The sequence below is a fragment of the Pseudoalteromonas citrea genome, assembly GCF_000238375.3.
Classification (GTDB): Bacteria; Pseudomonadota; Gammaproteobacteria; order Enterobacterales; family Alteromonadaceae; genus Pseudoalteromonas; species Pseudoalteromonas citrea.
The window spans coordinates 546,786-565,037 of sequence record NZ_AHBZ03000012.1 but is presented as its reverse complement, the minus strand read 5'-3'; the positions used below and the strand labels follow the sequence as shown (position 1 = coordinate 565,037).

Annotated in this window: 16 protein-coding genes and 1 pseudogene; 16 read left to right on the top strand and 1 reads right to left on the bottom strand. The window is 36.1% G+C overall.

Going from position 1 to position 18,252, the window contains the following annotated elements; genetic code table 11:
* Nucleotides 1-206 precede the first annotated feature (206 nt).
* From PCIT_RS02580 to PCIT_RS02510, 16 genes and pseudogenes are all read left to right on the top strand, one after another.
* Complete coding sequence (locus PCIT_RS02580; protein ID WP_010361462.1) at nucleotides 207-1,331, top strand: polysaccharide export protein; 1,125 nt, start codon at nucleotides 207-209, stop codon at nucleotides 1,329-1,331.
* 9 nt (nucleotides 1,332-1,340) lie between these two features.
* Nucleotides 1,341-1,775 (top strand): low molecular weight protein-tyrosine-phosphatase, encoded by a 435-nt coding sequence (locus PCIT_RS02575; RefSeq protein WP_010361463.1) that lies wholly within the window; start codon nucleotides 1,341-1,343, stop codon nucleotides 1,773-1,775.
* Nucleotides 1,776-1,791: 16 nt separating this feature from the next.
* Nucleotides 1,792-4,041 carry a polysaccharide biosynthesis tyrosine autokinase gene (locus tag PCIT_RS02570; protein WP_010361464.1) on the top strand — a complete coding sequence of 750 codons (2,250 nt, stop codon included), beginning with the start codon at nucleotides 1,792-1,794 and terminating at the stop codon, nucleotides 4,039-4,041.
* Nucleotides 4,042-4,239: 198 nt separating this feature from the next.
* On the top strand, nucleotides 4,240-5,355 hold the full coding sequence (gene wecB, locus PCIT_RS02565) for a non-hydrolyzing UDP-N-acetylglucosamine 2-epimerase (protein ID WP_010361466.1): 1,116 nt from the start codon (nucleotides 4,240-4,242) through the stop codon (nucleotides 5,353-5,355).
* A gap of 67 nt (nucleotides 5,356-5,422) precedes the next feature.
* Nucleotides 5,423-6,685, top strand: coding sequence for a UDP-N-acetyl-D-mannosamine dehydrogenase (gene wecC / locus PCIT_RS02560; protein WP_010361467.1), 1,263 nt, complete (start codon nucleotides 5,423-5,425; stop codon nucleotides 6,683-6,685).
* 134 nt (nucleotides 6,686-6,819) lie between these two features.
* Complete coding sequence (locus PCIT_RS02555; protein ID WP_010361468.1) at nucleotides 6,820-8,085, top strand: glycosyltransferase family protein; 1,266 nt, start codon at nucleotides 6,820-6,822, stop codon at nucleotides 8,083-8,085.
* 10 nt (nucleotides 8,086-8,095) lie between these two features.
* Nucleotides 8,096-9,688, top strand: coding sequence for a hypothetical protein (locus PCIT_RS02550; protein WP_010361469.1), 1,593 nt, complete (start codon nucleotides 8,096-8,098; stop codon nucleotides 9,686-9,688).
* Between the two features lie 12 nt (nucleotides 9,689-9,700).
* Nucleotides 9,701-11,029, top strand: coding sequence for an oligosaccharide flippase family protein (locus PCIT_RS02545; protein WP_010361470.1), 1,329 nt, complete (start codon nucleotides 9,701-9,703; stop codon nucleotides 11,027-11,029).
* A gap of 2 nt (nucleotides 11,030-11,031) precedes the next feature.
* Complete coding sequence (locus tag PCIT_RS02540) at nucleotides 11,032-12,096, top strand: glycosyltransferase family protein (protein ID WP_010361471.1); 1,065 nt, start codon at nucleotides 11,032-11,034, stop codon at nucleotides 12,094-12,096.
* A 53-nt stretch (nucleotides 12,097-12,149) separates the two neighbouring features.
* Nucleotides 12,150-13,244, top strand: coding sequence for an O-antigen ligase family protein (locus PCIT_RS02535; RefSeq protein ID WP_238347988.1), 1,095 nt, complete (start codon nucleotides 12,150-12,152; stop codon nucleotides 13,242-13,244).
* A 62-nt stretch (nucleotides 13,245-13,306) separates the two neighbouring features.
* Entirely contained in the window at nucleotides 13,307-14,329 is a 1,023-nt protein-coding gene (locus PCIT_RS02530; RefSeq protein WP_010361473.1) for a glycosyltransferase family protein, read from the top strand.
* Nucleotides 14,330-14,394: 65 nt separating this feature from the next.
* Nucleotides 14,395-15,039: pseudogene (kdsA, locus tag PCIT_RS23030) on the top strand (3-deoxy-8-phosphooctulonate synthase).
* The gene (locus PCIT_RS23025; RefSeq protein WP_238347985.1) at nucleotides 15,014-15,160 is read left to right on the top strand and encodes a hypothetical protein; all 147 of its coding nucleotides are present in this window, start codon (nucleotides 15,014-15,016) and stop codon (nucleotides 15,158-15,160) included. The pseudogene kdsA and the gene PCIT_RS23025 overlap by 26 nt, the downstream one beginning before the upstream one ends.
* A gap of 2 nt (nucleotides 15,161-15,162) precedes the next feature.
* A complete protein-coding gene (locus PCIT_RS02520) occupies nucleotides 15,163-15,696 on the top strand; it encodes a KdsC family phosphatase (protein WP_040697973.1) in 534 nt (177 codons plus the stop codon).
* A 3-nt stretch (nucleotides 15,697-15,699) separates the two neighbouring features.
* Nucleotides 15,700-16,452, top strand: a complete 753-nt coding sequence (gene kdsB / locus PCIT_RS02515; RefSeq protein ID WP_010361475.1) for a 3-deoxy-manno-octulosonate cytidylyltransferase — start codon at nucleotides 15,700-15,702, stop codon at nucleotides 16,450-16,452.
* Nucleotides 16,453-17,385: a KpsF/GutQ family sugar-phosphate isomerase gene (locus tag PCIT_RS02510; RefSeq protein WP_010361476.1), complete on the top strand. Its 933-nt coding sequence runs from the start codon at nucleotides 16,453-16,455 to the stop codon at nucleotides 17,383-17,385. It abuts the gene before it with no gap.
* A 45-nt stretch (nucleotides 17,386-17,430) separates the two neighbouring features.
* On the opposite strand, the gene PCIT_RS02505 is transcribed toward PCIT_RS02510, so the two are convergent.
* Nucleotides 17,431-18,252, bottom strand: coding sequence for a glycosyltransferase (locus PCIT_RS02505; protein ID WP_010361477.1), 822 nt, complete (start codon nucleotides 18,250-18,252; stop codon nucleotides 17,431-17,433).

Here is an 18,252-nt window from a genome sequence, read left to right as displayed (position 1 = left end):
TAGTTTTACGCCATTTAAAGCAAGGTCGCTTTAAATTCCATATTTCTTCCATATTTTATTGTTTTAATTTGCTAAATAAAAACTAGCGAGTAAGTAAAGTTTTTTTAATCTTTAATTAACATGTGTGCGGGTAGTGCTTGCGGTCTGCTTGTGCTCGTGTTTTAATTCGGTAGATAACTGTCTTTAAAAAGCTATATGGAATAAAAATGGCTAAATGTTGTATTAAACTTCTTTCATCACTCGCGCTTATTTCACTTTCTGGTTGTAACATTATTCCTGGTAGCCACTTTGAAGGGCTAAGCGGTGGGCAAGACTATAATAATGCCCAACAAGAGCTAGAGCACGTCAATGTTAAAATGATTGACTCCCACCTTATACGTGCACAAAAACAAAGTTTACAAAAGAGTGCGTTAGCAACTCAAAAGTCACCTTCTCAAGGTGTTGATGTTACTGGTTATGAATATAAGCTAGGCATTGGCGATGTGCTGAGTGTGGGGGTCTGGGATCACCCTGAATTAACGATTCCTGCAGCAGTGCAAAGAACCGCTGAATTTGATGGTTTTAGAGTACAAGCCGATGGTAGCCTGAACTTTGCTTATGCACCCGGTATTAAGGCCGCAGGCCAAACGGTTAATCAAGTACGCACAGAATTAGTCAAGCGCCTAAGTCGCGTAATAGAAGATCCGCAAGTAGATGTAAAAGTAGTGGGCTTTAAAAGTCAGCGTACGTATGTGACAGGCGAAGTAAATAAACCAGGTGTATATGCTATTACAGAAACACCATTAACACTTATTGATGCAGTAAGTCAGGCTGGTGGCTTGACAGATAACGCAGACTGGCAACAAGTGAGCTTCACGCGCGGTGATGTCACTGAAAATATTGAGTTAAACGCATTTTATGCTGCGGGCGACATTTCACAAAATCGCTTATTACAACACGGTGATATTATTCACATATCACGTAATGATAAACAAAATGTATTTGTATTGGGCGACGTGAAACGAGCGGGCACCGTACAAGTTACCCGTTATGGTTTGAATTTAGCACAAGCGCTCAGTGAAACGGGTGGCTTAAACGAAACCACCGCAAATGCCAGTGGTGTGTTTGTATTACGCAAGCGTGACTTTGAACGCGATGGTGTGCTTGCCGATGTATATCAGTTAGATGCAAAAAGCATCGCTGCGCTCGTTATGGCTGAGCAGTTTGAATTACAGCCTAGCGACATAGTGTATGTAACCAGTGCACCACTGGCGCGTTGGAACCGTGTCATTAGTTTATTGTTACCGTCGCTTTCTACCGTCGATGCATTACAAGATATCGAAAACCAGTAAGGGCAGAATATGTTTGATAGTATTTTAGTGGTCTGCGCTGGTAACATATGCCGTAGTCCCACCGCTGAGTATATTTTAAAAGACAAGTTACAAGGTAAATCTATTCGCGTTTCATCAGCTGGCTTAACTGCACTTGAAGGCAAAAGTGCGGATGCAACCGCGGTTGAACTGGCACAGCAGCAACATATCGATATGTTAGCTCATAAAGGCAGGCAGTTAAATTCATCACTGGTTGCTGAAAACAGTGTGATTTTAGTGATGGAACAGCGGCATTTATCTGATTTATGTAATCGTTACCCGCAAGCACGAGGTAAAACTTTTTTGTTAGGCAAGTGGCTTGATGATAAAGAAATACCCGATCCATATCGCCAATCGCGAGAAGCGTTTGAACATGTTTACGAGTTAATTGAGAGCGCTTGTAGCGCTTGGCAAAAGTATTTATAGGGATAAAGGTGCGTTTATGAATGCTCAGCCTAATTTTGTTACAAATCAACAGGCAAAGCCTGTGCGAGAAACAGCTCAACAAGACTCGCAAGAAATAGATTTAATGGCGCTGTTTGGTACCTTACTAGACAGAAAACTTTTTATTATTTTAGTCACAACGCTATTTATGCTGGTCGGTATTGCTTATGCACTGTTAAGTACGCCAATATACCAAGCAACGGCCATGATCCAAGTAGAAGAAAAGGGCGGTTCAGTCCCAGGTTTTGATGATATGGCTGGCATGTTTGAAAGCACCTCTGCAGCTGTTACTGAAATAGAACTCCTTAAATCACGCAGTATTATTGGTGAAGCAGTTGATGCCTTAAAACTTGATATTGCGATTGGTTATAACCACTACCCGCTTATTGGTGGAAAGATGTTCCGTTCGTTTTCACCCAGTCAGCCTGATGAGCTGGCTGCACCGAGCTTTGGTGCCGGCAGCTATGCTTGGGGCGGTGAACAGCTAGATGTTTTTAGATTTGACGTACCAGCCAATGCGATTGGTCAGCAATTTACATTAGTCGCGAAAGAACAAAATAAAATTGAGTTATTTGATGCTAATGGCAATGTGATTTTAAGTGGTTTAGTCGGTAGCGAGCTAACTAATGGCATGTTTACGCTAACAGTCAAAACGTTAACCGCGAGAGCTAATACCGAATTTTTCATTGTAAAAAGAGATAGATTAAACACAGTGCTTGATTTACAAGCAGCGATTGGCGCAAGTGAAAAAGGCAAAGATTCAGGCATTATAAACTTAAGCTTACAGCATGCAGATTCGGCGTATGCTGAGCAAGTACTGGATAAAGTGGCTAGTGTTTATGTACGCAGAAACGTTGAGCGCAATAGTGCAGAAGCACAAAAATCATTAGAGTTTTTAAACGTTCAACTACCAGAAGTAAAAAAGCAACTTGAAGAAGCTGAACAGTTATTTAATGAATACCAAGTAAAGCGTGAATCAGTTAATATTTCATTAGAAACTCAAGCAGTGCTTGAGCAAATAGTAAAGCTCGATACAAAGCTTCAAGAGCTTGATTTAAAACGCTTAGAGCTTAGCCGCAAGTTTAAAAGAGAGCACCCATCGTACCTAGGAGTTATTGAGCAAATTGATGTAGTAAAAGAGCAAAAGCGTAAGTTGGCAGGCGAAGTACAAGTTTTGCCTGAAACACAACAAGAATTATTACGCCTAACGCGCGACGTTGAAGTGAATAACGAAATTTATACACTCTTACTTGCTAAAACTCAAGAGCTAGACATAGTACGCGCAGGCACTGTGGGTAACGTACGTATCATAGATTACGCCGAAGTAAATCGCTCAAAACCGGTTAAACCTAAAAAAGCATTAATCGTGGTACTGGCAACTATGTTAGGCGGTATGCTTGCTGTTTCGATTGTATTGGTGCAAAAAGCAATGCATAAAGGGATTGAAGACCCAAGTGAAATTGAAGCGTTAGGCTTACCTGTATATGCAAGCGTGCCTTACTCAGAATATCAAGTTAAACTGACTGGTTTTGCAAGGGCACGTAAAGGTAAAACCCAAAAAGCGAAGTCAATACTCGCTGTAGATAATCCAGCGGACCTCTCGATTGAAGCATTGCGAAGCCTAAGAACCAGCCTTCATTTTGCCATGATGGAAGCCAAAAATAACATCATTGCTATTTCAGGCCCAAGCCCTGGCGTTGGTAAGTCATTTATTTCAGTGAACCTAGCAACAGTGCTCGCACAAAGTGATAAAAAGATACTGATCATTGATGCTGATATGCGAAAAGGCTACCTGCAAACTCAGTTGGGTTTGAATTGGGATAACGGTTTGAGTGACTATTTATCAGGCCGGTTAAGTTTGACTGATGTGATTAAGCCTAGCCAAGTCGCTAATTTAGACGTAATTACCAGAGGCCAAATACCGCCAAACCCTTCAGAGCTTTTGATGCACAGTAATTTTAGCAAATTAGTTGAAGAAGTAAGTAGTAAGTATGATTTGGTCATTATAGATACTCCTCCCATCTTGGCAGTCACAGACCCTGCTATTGTGAGTGCCCATGCAGGCAGTACACTACTGGTAACGCGCTTTGGTCAGAGCCATGTAAAAGAGCTTGTAGTAACGCGCAATCGTTTTGAACAAAACGGTATTGATGTAAAAGGCGTTGTATTTAATGGGGTGGTTAAAAAGGCAAGTAATGCTTATGGATATTATGGTTACTACAATTACGAATACAAGTCTGAAAAATAGTAATTCATTAGGGTGTCGTAGCTCTTCATTCAGGTTTATAAACGAAGAGTTATTTTCAAGCCTCATTAGTAGCTACAAGTGATTAGTTAATGTAAGTCGTCATTTATAGCTAAAAATACACTTAACATTTTATAGCAAAAGTTTAGTCCTGAACTAGTTTCAAGGATAAACGAAATAATGAAAAATATAGGAAAACCTGTGAAAGTTCTTACAGTATTCGGCACAAGACCAGAAGCAATAAAAATGGCACCGCTTGTTCATACGCTTGCAATAGACGAACGTTTCGACGCGAAAGTATGTGTAACGGCACAGCATCGTGAAATGCTTGATCAGGTGTTAGAACTTTTCAAAATCATCCCTGACTATGACTTAAATTTAATGAAATCGGGTCAAACGTTACCTGAAATTACAGGGCGTATTTTGTTAGAATTAACGCCTGTTTTAAAAGAATTTAAACCTGATGTAGTGCTAGTGCATGGTGATACAGCAACCACATTTGCGGCAAGCTTAGCAGCATATTATGAGCAAATAGCTGTCGGCCACGTTGAAGCCGGTTTACGTACTGGCAATATATATTCACCTTGGCCTGAAGAAGCAAATCGAAAACTAACCGGTGCATTAACTAAGTATCATTTTGCTCCAACTGAAACATCTAAGAAAAACCTATTAACTGAAAACTACAGTGAAGAAAATGTTTTTGTTACTGGTAATACAGTTATTGACGCTCTATTAATGGTCAAATCGCAAATAGAACAAGATAGTGATTTATCTTCGGCGCTAGCTGCGCAATTTCCATTTTTAGATGAAACAAAAAAGCTTATTTTAGTTACAGGTCATAGGCGTGAAAGTTTTGGCGGAGGCTTTGAGCGTATTTGTGAAGCTTTAGCTCAAATCGCTAAAAATCATCCTGAAACACAAATATTGTACCCAGTACATTTAAACCCTAATGTGCAAGAACCGGTAAATCGCATTCTGGCAAATGTTGATAACGTCCATTTAATTGAGCCTCAGCAATACCTACCCTTTGTTTACTTAATGAATCGTGCGCACATTATCCTGACCGATTCAGGAGGTATTCAAGAAGAAGCCCCGAGTCTTGGTAAGCCAGTATTAGTCATGCGCGATACAACTGAACGACCAGAAGCGGTTGAAGCAGGCACAGTTAAGTTGGTAGGCACAAATGTTGAATTAATTACTTCATCTCTTAAAGGATTGCTTGCGAACGAGAATAGTTATGCAGAGATGAGCCGAGCCCACAATCCTTATGGTGATGGTAATGCATGCTCGCGAATTTGCGATATTTTAGCTAGCTAAAAAGAATATATAATGAATTTAATTTTGCTCATTGCTCATTGCTCATATATTTATAAAAAGGGATATCATGTCTTTTGAAACAATTTCAGTTGTAGGCTTAGGTTACATCGGGCTACCGACAGCAGCGATGTTTGCATCCCGTAAGAAAAAAGTAATTGGTGTCGATGTTAACCAAAATGCAGTAGATACAATTAATCGTGGTGAGATTCATATTGTAGAGCCAGATTTAGATATGTTGGTAAGTGCGGCGGTACAGCAAGGTTATTTAAAAGCTGTTACGACACCAGAGGCTGCTGATGCATTCCTAATTGCGGTTCCAACACCATTCCTTCCTATTGAAAATGAGGGTGATATTCCAAAACCTGAACTGCGTTATATTGAAGCCGCATCAAAAGCGATTGCACCGGTACTTAAAAAAGGTGACTTAGTAATTTTAGAATCTACATCACCTGTCGGTGCTACCGAGCAGATGGCTGAATGGTTGAGTGAAGCGCGCTCCGATTTAACATTTCCACAAAATCACGGTGAAGGTGCCGATGTCAATGTAGCACATTGTCCAGAGCGCGTTTTACCTGGCCATGTCGTGACAGAGCTTGTACAAAATGACAGAGTTATTGGTGGTATGAGTAAGCGCTGTTCAGAGCGCTGTGTTGAATTGTATAAAACCTTTGTTATGGGTGATTGTGTTATCACCAATGCACGCACCGCTGAAATGGCAAAGTTAACAGAAAATAGTTGTCGTGATGTGCAAATTGCTTTTGCTAACGAATTGTCGATGATTTGTGATGAATTAGATATTGATGTATGGGAGTTGATTGCTCTAGCTAATCGCCACCCTCGCATCAATATTCTTCAGCCTGGACCTGGTGTTGGTGGGCATTGTATTGCAGTTGATCCTTGGTTTATTGTTTCAAAAACACCAGAGTTAGCAAAGTTAATTAAAACTGCGCGTGACGTTAATGATAAAAAGCCTGAATGGGTAATTGATAAAGTTAAAATTGAATTAGCTGAATTTTTACAAGCTAATCCATCTAAAACCGCTAAAGATGTCACTATTGCTTGCTACGGCTTAGCATTTAAACCTGATATTGATGATTTACGTGAAAGCCCAGCACTAGACATTACAGAGTCAATTGCTGAATTTCATACCGGAGAGGTATTAGCCATCGAACCAAATATTGAATCAATCAACCATGAAAAAATCAAGTTAGTGACTATTGATGAGTCATTAAATAGAACAGATATACATGTTATGCTTGTAGACCATCAGCAGTTCAAGAAGTTTAAATTGCATGACTCTTTTGTGATTGATACGAAGGGTATCTGGTGAGGCAAAAGATGCTCTTTGGTAAGATCTAGCGGCTACCCTAGAATCTATAAAGGAACGAAGTTATATATTTAAGTTGCACTAAATGTAAACGAATGAATTGCGCGAAAACCATATAAGTAAGGTTTGGAAATTTTATGTGGAAGGGCGTTCATGCGCTTAATATATTAAAATATCACTTTACTACAATGAGTAAAATAATAATCATGAGCAAAAAAATATACTATATAACCCGTTCTTTTTATCCATATCAAAGTGGAGGTGGACCATTAATTAGAAAATCTGCAGTTGAATGGATGGAACGACAAGGTTTTAAAGTAGTAGTTGTCATGCCAAATTATGAGTCGAATAAAATCATAATGGATGAGAACATGATTCAAATTCCTTATCAGAGTGCAGTGTCTAAGTGGTCAAAGTTACTAATAAGAAAAGATCATTTATTAACTAGAATTGGAATCAACGATGATTATTTAGATAGTTGGGTGGATAGTGCCTACAATAAATTAGTCAAAGTAATAAAAAAAAATGATACCATATTTAGCACGACAGGGGGGGAGCTGGGGTGCATAAAACTTGGTGGAATGCTAAAAGAAAAATTAGGTTGCAAGCATGTTGTTAACTACCATGATCCAATAAACCATACACTTGTTTTTGGCCTAAAAGTAAATAAAAAATTCCATGTAAGCCGAGAGGAAAACGAATCAAAATATATATCAAAATCGGACATGATCATCACATCATCAAAGACGAATGCAGGTTCTTTGATTGAGAAATACCCTTATTTAAAAAGCAAGATAAAAAATAATTACTTTGGTTATATTGTCGATGCAAAACCTGAAGAGATAATAAAGAAGAAAAGTACTAGATTGAGAATAGCATACTCTGGTTCAATGGATAGCAAAACGCAGACACCAGAACTCTTATTAGATTTGTATCGAATGTTAAAAGATGAAATGGACTTAGAGATCTATTTTATTGGAGATGCTAGCTCCAACGAAAAAATATATGATTTGGATGGTAATGTTAACATTATGGGGTTAATGCCACATGATGAATATATGAGTTTTATGACAGAAAATATTGATATCGGTTTTGTTAGTCTGGGTGATGAATATTTCAAAGCTTGCGTTCCATCTAAAATATACGAATATATTAATCTTCATCTTCCTATAATTGGGGTTTTACCTGAAGGCGACGCGAAAGCGATTGTGAATGATAATCAATTTGGAAAAATTGTAAGTAAGCAAGAATTAGGTGAGTTGAGAGACTATGTGATTGGTCTGAAAGATCCAAGTAATTTAAATGTTTTAACAAAAAATGTAATTAGCAAAAGAAATCTATGGTCGATGGAGTATACATCAAAAGAATTGAAAAGTTTACTTAAAATGATAGAAAATTCATAAGGAGTGGCGCGTGGGGGTTAGCATTCTTATTTGTGATGAGAAAGATTTTAAGCCAGGTAGTTATGAAAGCTTTGATAAAATATACGTAGTATCAAATGAAGAATATCGAAATAGTAATGTGATATCAGTACAGCCTAATCGACTGTTTATTAAGTCTCACAAGAGAGGTAGAGAATTCAACAGGCACTTGATAGAAACAAGCCCAATAGGTAATAAGTTAACTTTGTCTTTGCTTAAAAGTATTGACCTTAGAGTTTTTCAATGCATGAGACTAATAGAATGCATGATAGATATCAATCTTGAAAAAGGAAGTCGAGTTAGTTTTCTGTCTTGTGAGCCTGAATTTTTAACTTACATATTGAAGTATTTTGATTTTAGTTATGAAACTATTTTTCCCCTTCCATCAAAAAGAAAAATAACATTAGGGCTTAAATTATATTTAAAGTCGCTTATTTTATATATTAATGGCCTTTTTTTTAGGGGGAATACAAGTAATAAAGTATTTATCTCTTATGATGATTCTGTTGCATATAGAATACTGGAGCCTTACGAAGAAGAATGCACAATTTACCCATTGTTGACGAATAACTTGATTTTTTCCAAAGGGTTAAATTTTTCAAAAGGACATTTTGACAGAAAGTTCTTGTCTTATTTTGGTTTTAAATATTTTTTATACGCATCAATAATGACTCGAAGAACTATAAAAAACAGTACGTTACCTAGCGTTATAAAAAATATATTCCTTGGTCAAGTTACTGAGCTCGAACTCGAGGTCGCTCAAATACTTAGTGTGAAAGGGAAGCAAAAAGAACTAACTCATGTTTATGGTTTTTTTGATACTTGCGGCTATATTGACTACGCAACAGAAAAATTAAATAATCTTCAAAGCGTAACGACAGTTTGCATTCCTCATGGTGTAAATTATAAAGAAAAGTGTCATTATATTTCTTATGGAACGAATATTTATTCTCTTTGGAGTGATAATCACTTTGAAAGAATGGAAAGTAGTAACTTATTAAAAGAAGAAGCAACTACAAAGTTAATTACCGGTCATATTGGGTATTATAAGAACGTTTTGGTGCCTAAAACGGTCGCTAAGCAAAAGAATATCCTAGTTGTAGGAGAGTATTTTTCAAAAGACGGCTACTATTCATCACCGTTCAATGAATCTACATCGAGGCGTTTATTTTCGGTTCTGAAACAGTTCGCAGAGCAAACTAATACCTCTATCACTATAAGAACACGTTTGGACGATGATTATATGAAGGTTGCTCAATACTATGCTTGTGAAAAAATAGTGATATCTACGGCCAATGTAAATTTAGTGGACCAGATACTGAATCATGATTTAGTGATTTCCGTTTTTTCAAATGTTTTACACGAAGCATTAATCTTAAAGCGTGATGTGTTGCAGGTTAATTTTTTGGGTATTTCTAATTATAGAGATTTAGCTAGTGATAACTTGGTCCACTACGCTACAAACGAACAGCAGTGTTATAATCTTTTATTTTTGTGGCATGAGTGTAATTTGCCAAAAATTGATTTTGACTACCATCTAAAAAAATATTGTAACGATGGTAAGTTTAATAAAGTCATTTGTTGAATAAGTATGAGCATGAATATCTGGGAAACAATAAAAAAACATGCTTTTAAGTATGTTGTCGGTTCGTTAGTTGCATCTATAACTGCTCTTTTAATGACCAAATATTATACAAGTGTTCTATCGCCAAGTGACTTTGGCATATTGGCGATGTATTTGCTTATGTTTAAGTATATTACAATATTTTGTTCTATGGACATGCAGAGTGGTTCAACACGCCTATATTTTGATTATGAAGGTAAAGAGAAATATGAATATATAAATACAATTGCGATACTGATTACTATAATAAGCGCGATTGTTTTTGTTTTTGGAATTTCACTACAAAGTTACATATCTCCTTGGATTGAGGTTGAAGGAAATGCTAGTTATATATTAGTTATTTTCTCTGGCATTATCTCGGTATATGTTACATTCTTTACTAGGATTCTAGTAAATGAGCAGAAGTCTTCGTTAGTGATGAAAAGCACATTAGTTCAGACTTTTTGCAATCATTCTACTTCAGCTTATTTAATGTATATCATGCAAAACGGTATATTTTCTAGATTACTAGGGCAGAGTATTGCTTTGGTTGCTGGATTTTTTATAGTATATAAAGATTTGGGGAAATTTAAATTAACTAAATTCTATTTTTGTTTTAATAAATCAATGGCAAAAGAGACTGTTAAGTTGTCTTTTCCTACGATGTTAGCAACACTTCAAACTTTAGTCTTTTCATATTTAGATCGGATATTTTTGAAATATTTTAATGGCGACTACGCTGTGGGTGTTTACAGTTTAGGTTTTATTTTGGGACAAGGGATATCAATAATATATGAGTCTATAGCACAATCTATATTACCTAGAGTTTATTCTGGATTGAATGAGAACTATGAGAAATCAAGATCTGAACTTGAGACTTTTTCTTTTTATTACTATATTGCATTATTATTCATAACCATATTCACTACCTACTTGAGTCCTTTTATAATAAAGTTTTTTTCAAATGATAACTATATTGACTCGTCTCTCGTTTTACCCTTTATAGTTGTAGGTTTTATGATTGCTGGGTTCTATAAAATACCCGCACTTATGCTTTCATTTCATAAGTTGGTGTGGTTTTACCCAATTTTAGCATTTGCTTCTTTCGGTGTTAATGCTGTATTGAATTGGCTCTTGATACCAAGCTTTGGAGTTGTAGGAGCTGCTTTTTCTAGCTTTGTTGGGCTATATTTATATTCTATATCTCTACAGTTACTAGCATTCAAGTATTTTAGCGTTAAATATAGATTTTTTGTTTCTTTGATTTACTGTGCAGTGCTATTATTTGTCGTTATTGGTTTTTTTGAAGTTAAGGTTAGATAACCATGAAGTTTTTGATTGTTAGTTATTATAATGCTGATGATATTACCCCTCGAGGCTTTCGGACAAGGGAAGTTTTTTTAGCACTGACTAAGTCCGGGCACGAAGTAGAGTTGATTTCCCCGAGTAAGAGCAAAAGTGAATCTTATAATGGGTTAACTAAAAAAGAAGGAAAAATAGGTTTTAAGATTAGAATTAAAAACCTTCTAAAGTACATACTTCCTGGGGGAAGGGATTTAAAGTGGTCCTTTGTCATGATACCAAAATTAGTAGATAAGAAGAAAACCTACGATTGCACTATATCTATAGGGCTCCCTTTTTCCGTTCATATAATGGTTGCCCTTTTGAAAGTGTTAGGGAGGCTAAATAGCCGTGTTCTAATAGCTGATTATGGAGACCCGTTTAGTCAATCTAATGCAACGAAATTTATATTTTCGACTAAAATAGAACGATGTGTTCTGAAAGCTTTTAATAAGGTTATTATTCCTACTCCTTTAATGCTACCTGCTTTTGATAACTTAGTACATCGTTCAAAAATTAAGATTGTCCCTCAAACTGTTGAGCATAAAGAATATAGAGTCGATTGCTATAAGGAAGGAAGTTCAATTAAATTTGCTTATGCTGGTGTGTTGTATCCAGAATTAAGAGAGCCTAAAGAGTTTTTCGAATATTTAGCGAAAATCCAAATGGATTTCATGTTCGTAGTTTATACAGATATGGACAACCATTCTTCTATGGAGCTATTCAGTGAGTATAAGCGTCTATTGGGTAGTAAATTGTCAATATTACCTTTGATTCCTAGAGAAGAATGTATATTTGCTCTGTCTGGTATGGACTTTCTCATTAATTTCACTAATAAAGGTGGAGTTCAGGTTCCAAGTAAATTAATTGATTATACAATTGCAGGAAGACCAATCCTGGAAGTTGATTCTGGAAGCTTTAGTAATGAAATTGATAGTTTTATTGAACGAGATTATACTCTTAAAGTAAAATATGATATCTCAGTCCATTCACGAGAGAGGTTTTGTGAATCTATTCAGAATATTTGTTTGTCTGAATTTAAAGTGTGAACCTTAGTATGTTAAGTCTTAATCGGTTTGTTTTTTTTGTCCTTTGCGTCTATTTGACTTTTGGTCAGCTAGAAATTTTTATAGCATATAAAATAACAAATGTTATTCAAATTACTTTGTTGTCTTTGATTTTTGTTTATCTTATATTTGTCGGGAAAGGTATTACTGGTAGATTTATATATATAGTACCCTTAACAATCCCACTGCTTATTCTTTTATCGTTGGCTGTAGGTGTTAATATATTTGGAGATGTATCTAGAATAGGGTTCTTTTTACTATTTATAGCAGTCCCATTTTTTGTTTCTAATTGTCGTTTAAAATTTGATGTTTTGGTGTCATATGTTATAAGGTTTTATACATTAATATCCTTATTAATAGTTCTTGATTTTCTGGCTTATATTTTTCTGGGGCGAGTGGTTTTGTTTTCTGTTGTTGTCTACATCACTCCAAGGTTTTCTGGCCCTTTTAACGACCCTAATTTTATGGGTTTTATTTTTGCTTTGCTTTTCCTTTTTGTTTATTTCGATAAGCAGGATATGAGCTTTGTTAGACGGAAAGTGATATTACTTTTGTTTGCATTTTGTGTGGTTTTGTCAGGAAGCGCTACAGCTGTTTTGCTATCTTCTTTTTCATTAATTCAAGCTCGAATATTTAAAGTTAGATATACTTTCATTAAGCCTGTTATCTGCATTTTTATTAGTTTTGTTTTTGTTCCTGTATTCGTGGAGTTTAAAGATGAAATTCATAGTGTATTCTCTGTTGTTGTTTCTGATGTCTTTGAATTGGAGCAAAGTTTAATTGATATTAAGTTTAATTCGTTACTATTTAGATACGAATCTGTTTACGCCGCTGTGGGTCTCATTATGGAAAATCCATTTGGTTATGGATACTTGACGTTGCTCGATTACTTGCCAAGAGATACACATAATTCATATATTGGTATGTCTTTTGAGTATGGTGTTGTGATGTTACTTGTGATTACCTTAAGTTTATTTAGTATAAATAAACAAAAAAGTATTGATTCAATTACTACATTTACATGTTTGTCTGCACTGTTTTTGAATATACATTACATGCCAATATATTTTTTTGTAGTGATAATTTGCTTTTTCAATAATTATTCAAGAAATGGCGAGGTTATAAAGTGAGAAAACGAGTCTTAATATTAAGTGGGGTGAATTGGGATGCGACTTTTCAAAGGCATCACAAGGTGGCTGAATTTTTTATCGATGATGGCTATGACGTAGATTTTGTTTCTGGAATAAAGTCGACATCTTTATTTACTTTCAAACGTTGGTACTCATACTTAAAGGCTAAGTTTTGCACTAAACCTCGCTCTCACTCTAATCCTTATCCGTCATCTGATTTTTTTGAATATAAATGCTTTAATATACCACATGTTACATTTTTGAATGATATTTCAGCTAAGATTCTGTGTAGGAATATGAGGTACGATAACTATGACCATATAATAGTGTATGTACCATGTTCTTTTACTAAATCTGTACTATCTTTAGTGTCAACTGATCACTTAGTGTATGACTGCGTAAGAAATTTTTCAGATTGGCCTAATATAAGTAAAAATGTTATTTTAAATGAAAAAGACTTATTGTGTCTTGCAAACACAATTCTGGTTGATTCCTATTATTTGCGAGATAAGTTAACCAGAGAGCATCATAATGTTTTTCAAATACTACCATCGGTTAGTGATATTTCTTTACCCAAATATGAATGTAATCCTATAAGAAAAACCATCACTAAATTAGCTTTCTTTGGAACTATTTCATCGCACTTTGATATGAGCATTTTAAAAGTTCTTGAGTCTAAATCAATTGAGTTGTTATTTTGGGGGGTTGATGATTTAGGAATTGTTGATGAATATGACTTTATTACCGCTATGGGGTACGAGAGTAATGAAACCTCCCTCTTGGAATCTATTATGAGTAATTCAGATGGGATAATAATTCCTTATAAAGGTGTGATGAATGGAGTGATCCCAGCAAAAATAATGCAGTGTTTACTAACCGGAATGCCAGTGTTTATTTCTGATTTTTATGATTCAAGAATTATGAAAGATAACCTTTATATCTATAAAAACCCTAACGAACTTGGACATTTATTGAGTAGTTTCTCTTTCGAAAACCATGAGTGTAAATCTGAGTACAATGTTGAACTTGCAAAGGAAAATTTGGATTCAAAATTTAATAAAAAACTGCGAAATAGTATTACCTAATGCTCGTAGTATCACTTTAAATATTTCACTGCTTTGTAGTATTTTTATTTTAATTAGGGGCGTATATGTTTTTTATAGCAGGACCATGTGTCATCGAATCTGAAAGTTTAGTTCTAGATACTTTTGCAGAGTTACAAGAAATTACAAATAATCTTGGTATTGAATATATTGCCAAGTCTGCTTTTACCGCCCCGGGTATTGAAGAAGGGTTGAAAATTCTTTAGAAAGCAAAAGATCAGTTAGGTGTGAAAGTTATTACAGACGTTCATGATGATACACCGTTAGATGAAGTCGCATCAGTTGTTGATGTTTTACAAACTCCGGCTTTTCTTGTGCGTCAAACTGGTTTTATTCAACGAGTTGCTTCAATGGGTAAGCCAGTAAATATCAAAAAAGGCCAATGGATACACCCTGCTGACATGGCGCCAGTCGTTGAAAAGTGTCGCGCCGTTGGCAATGAGGATATATGGCTATGTGATCGTGGTACTAGTTTTGGCTTTGGTCAGCTTGTTAACTACATGCCCGGTTTAACCATCATGAAAGAAACAGGATGCAAAGTTGTAATGGATGCAACGCACAGTGTTCAAATGCTTGGTACTCTGAATGGTTCAACTGGTGGCGATCGCTATCACGTACCAGCGATTGAAAGAGCAGCAGTAGCCATCGGTATTGATGGCTTGTTCCATGGAAACACATCCCGACCCAGATAAAGCATTGTGTGACGGTCCAAATATGTTGCCGCTGAAACATATGGAGGAGCTATTAGAGACCCTACTCGAGATTGATGGGGTTGTTCATCGTCGTGCTTGTATCGAATCTAAATTGGCCTAGTTATGTTAGATAACCAAGTTTGTAAGAATATAAAAATGGTTTTACTTGATGTTGATGGGGTCATGACTGATGGCTCTATTTATATTCACCAGGAAGGTGAGTTCTTCAAATCGTTTAATGTTAAGGATAGCTTAGCAATAGAGTTATTACGTAGTCACAATATTCTTACTGGCGTTATTTCAGGTAAAGCAAGTTCCGCTTTAGATACTCGCTGTCAACAACTGTGTTTTGATGAAATAATTACTGGTTGTAAAAATAAGCTTCCCGCTTTAATGAATATCTGCTCTAAGTATGGAATCACATCAGATCAAATTGCTTTCCTAGGTGATGATGTGCTGGATATACCAGTCTTTGAGAAGGTAGGTTTAGCTATCGATAGTGCAGATTGGGTTTCGTCTCTTGAAGGTGGAAATGGGATGGTAAGAGAGTTTGTTGATCTATTGTTAGTGCCACAACTTGATAAACCACTAAAAGAGGTATATCAACCTTTACTTGATAAAATTTGCTTAGATGACTTTGCAACAATGGAGCAATAAATAATGAGTGTGAAAGTTGTAATCCCAGCACGGTATGGCTCATCTAGACTGCCTGGTAAGCCTTTATTAAATCTAATCGATAAACCAGTTATTTGGCATGTAATTGAGCGGTGTAAAGACGCGGGTATCAAGCAAGCTGATATTTTCGTTGCGACTGATGATCAAAGAATCAGTGATGCGTTAAAAGGAGAGGATATTCAAGTTGTTTTAACAGCTTCCGCGCACCAATCTGGCACTGATCGTATTAATGAGGTTGTGCAGATCAAGGAGTGGGGCGATGAAACCGTTGTCGTTAATGTGCAAGGTGATGAACCTATGATTCCGCCGATGCTTATTCAACAACTCGTTTCATTTACGTTGGCAAATCCCTCTTACCATCTTACAACCGTTGTTGTTCCTTTGCGTTCTCAAGATGATTTTGTAAACCCTAATGTTGTCAAAGCTGTTCTTGGCCATAATGGTCGAGCGCTTTATTTTACTCGTTCCGCGTCGCCAATTAATCGTGATAGCCCTTCTGATTTGTCATTTGCAAAAAGACATATCGGGATTTATGCCTACCGAGTTTCTGCTTTGAAAGAATTTTGTTCATACGCAGAAGATGAACTTGAGAGTTATGAAAATTTGGAGCAGTTGCGCGCTTTAAGTCACGGAATGAGTATCGGGACAATGACATTTGATGGTGTAGTCCCTCATGGTATAGGTACTAATGACGATTACGAAACTATCAAAAAAATAATGGAAGAGAAGACATTTTAAATGGCTAGTTCAATTGATATTGCAAGAGAGGTAATTCAAACCGAAATAGAAGGATTGGATTACATGGCAAGAAGGTTAGGTTCTGAATTTGAAGTGGCTATCAATGCCATTATTAACACAAAAGGTCGAACAATTATTTGTGGGATGGGAAAATCCGGAATTATCGGGAAGAAAATAGCAGCATCTTTTGCGAGTACTGGTACACCAAGTTTCTTTATGCACCCTGGAGAGGCATTTCATGGTGATCTTGGAATGGTGAAGCCAGAAGATGTGTTCATTGCTATATCGAATTCAGGTGAAACTGATGAAGTGTTAAAGCTATTACCTTTCTTGCGTGATAATGATAACTTCGTTATTGCGATCACAGGTAAAGAAAACTCTACACTTGCTTTAAATTCGCACTGTCATCTAGATATTGCTGTACCTAAAGAAGCTTGTCCTTTGCAGTTAGCACCAACATCTTCAACTACTGCAACTCTTGTTATGGGTGATGCATTAACAGTCGCTTTAATGGATGTACGTGGTTTTAAACCTGAGAACTTTGCACGTTTTCATCCTGGGGGGAGTTTAGGTCGTCGATTACTGTCAAAAGTGCGAGATGAAATGTTTTCTGACAACCTTCCCAGCGTTGCTTCGGATGCTGATTTTACTTCTATTATTGATAAAATATCATCAAGCCATTTAGGGTTAACATTAGTCAATTTAAATAATGAAACCTTAGCTATTATAACTGATGGCGACTTGAGGAGAGCTATGGAATCAAAAGGTAGAGATGCCTTCGATTTGGTAGCAAAAGATATCGCTTCAATTAACCCGGCTTCAATATCTCCTGAACTGAATATACAAGAAGCTTATGAAGTAATGGAAAGTAAAGAGATAACTTCACTGATAGTTCGAGAGGGTAATGCTGTTGTGGGGATTTTAAAAAAATAACCTTTATATTAATAAAGCCAATGGTTAAATTGGCTTTATTAATGATTAAGGTGCGATTTTATGTCTATTTAAAGAGTATATCTTAGATAGAAACTTACTTGGAACTAGTCGTAACAGAGCCCTTAAAGAAAAATAAACTAAAACTAAAGGGTTTAGTGTTAGTTTTAGTTTGTAAACTTCTTGCATGATTTTAATTTCACTCTTTGCATACCTGAAGCCTCTTCTTCTTTCCAGCATACCGTTACCAACTCTTGCACTTACTAAAATCATATTTTGGTTAGCTAGTGAATAACCTTTAGCCTGTAGCCTTAGCCATAAGTAATAATCTTCCATAAAATGCAGATGTTGATAACTACCAACATTAATTATTGCTTTTTTTCTAAATATCACAGCCATATGGTTGATAGGGTTACGCCTAAGTGAATAAGCTTTGATGTCTTCTGATTTAGGCACCGCTCTAATTCTTGAAGGTAAATCTGGGTCTGTTTCAAATTCGTTTATGTTGCAACTTAATGCTGCTACATCTGGATTTAAGTCCATATAAGTGATTTGTTTATCGAATCGGTCTAGATGGTTAATATCATCGGTATCAACTCTCGCTACCAAATCATAGCTGCATTCTTCCAACCCCGCGTTTAAAGCTTCTCCTAAGCCTACATTACAAGGTAAAATAACTTCTTTGACAGGAAGCTTTTTTTTCCATTTATCTAACGTTTTGTATAGTGCATCAGTTAAAGGGCCATCATGAACTACAACTACTTCGTTGGCTTCAAGTGTTTGCCACGCTAAACTTTCGAAGCATTGCTCTAGGTAAGCGGGCTCTTCTTTAAAATACAGAGAGCATAATACGGAAAATTTTGAACTCAT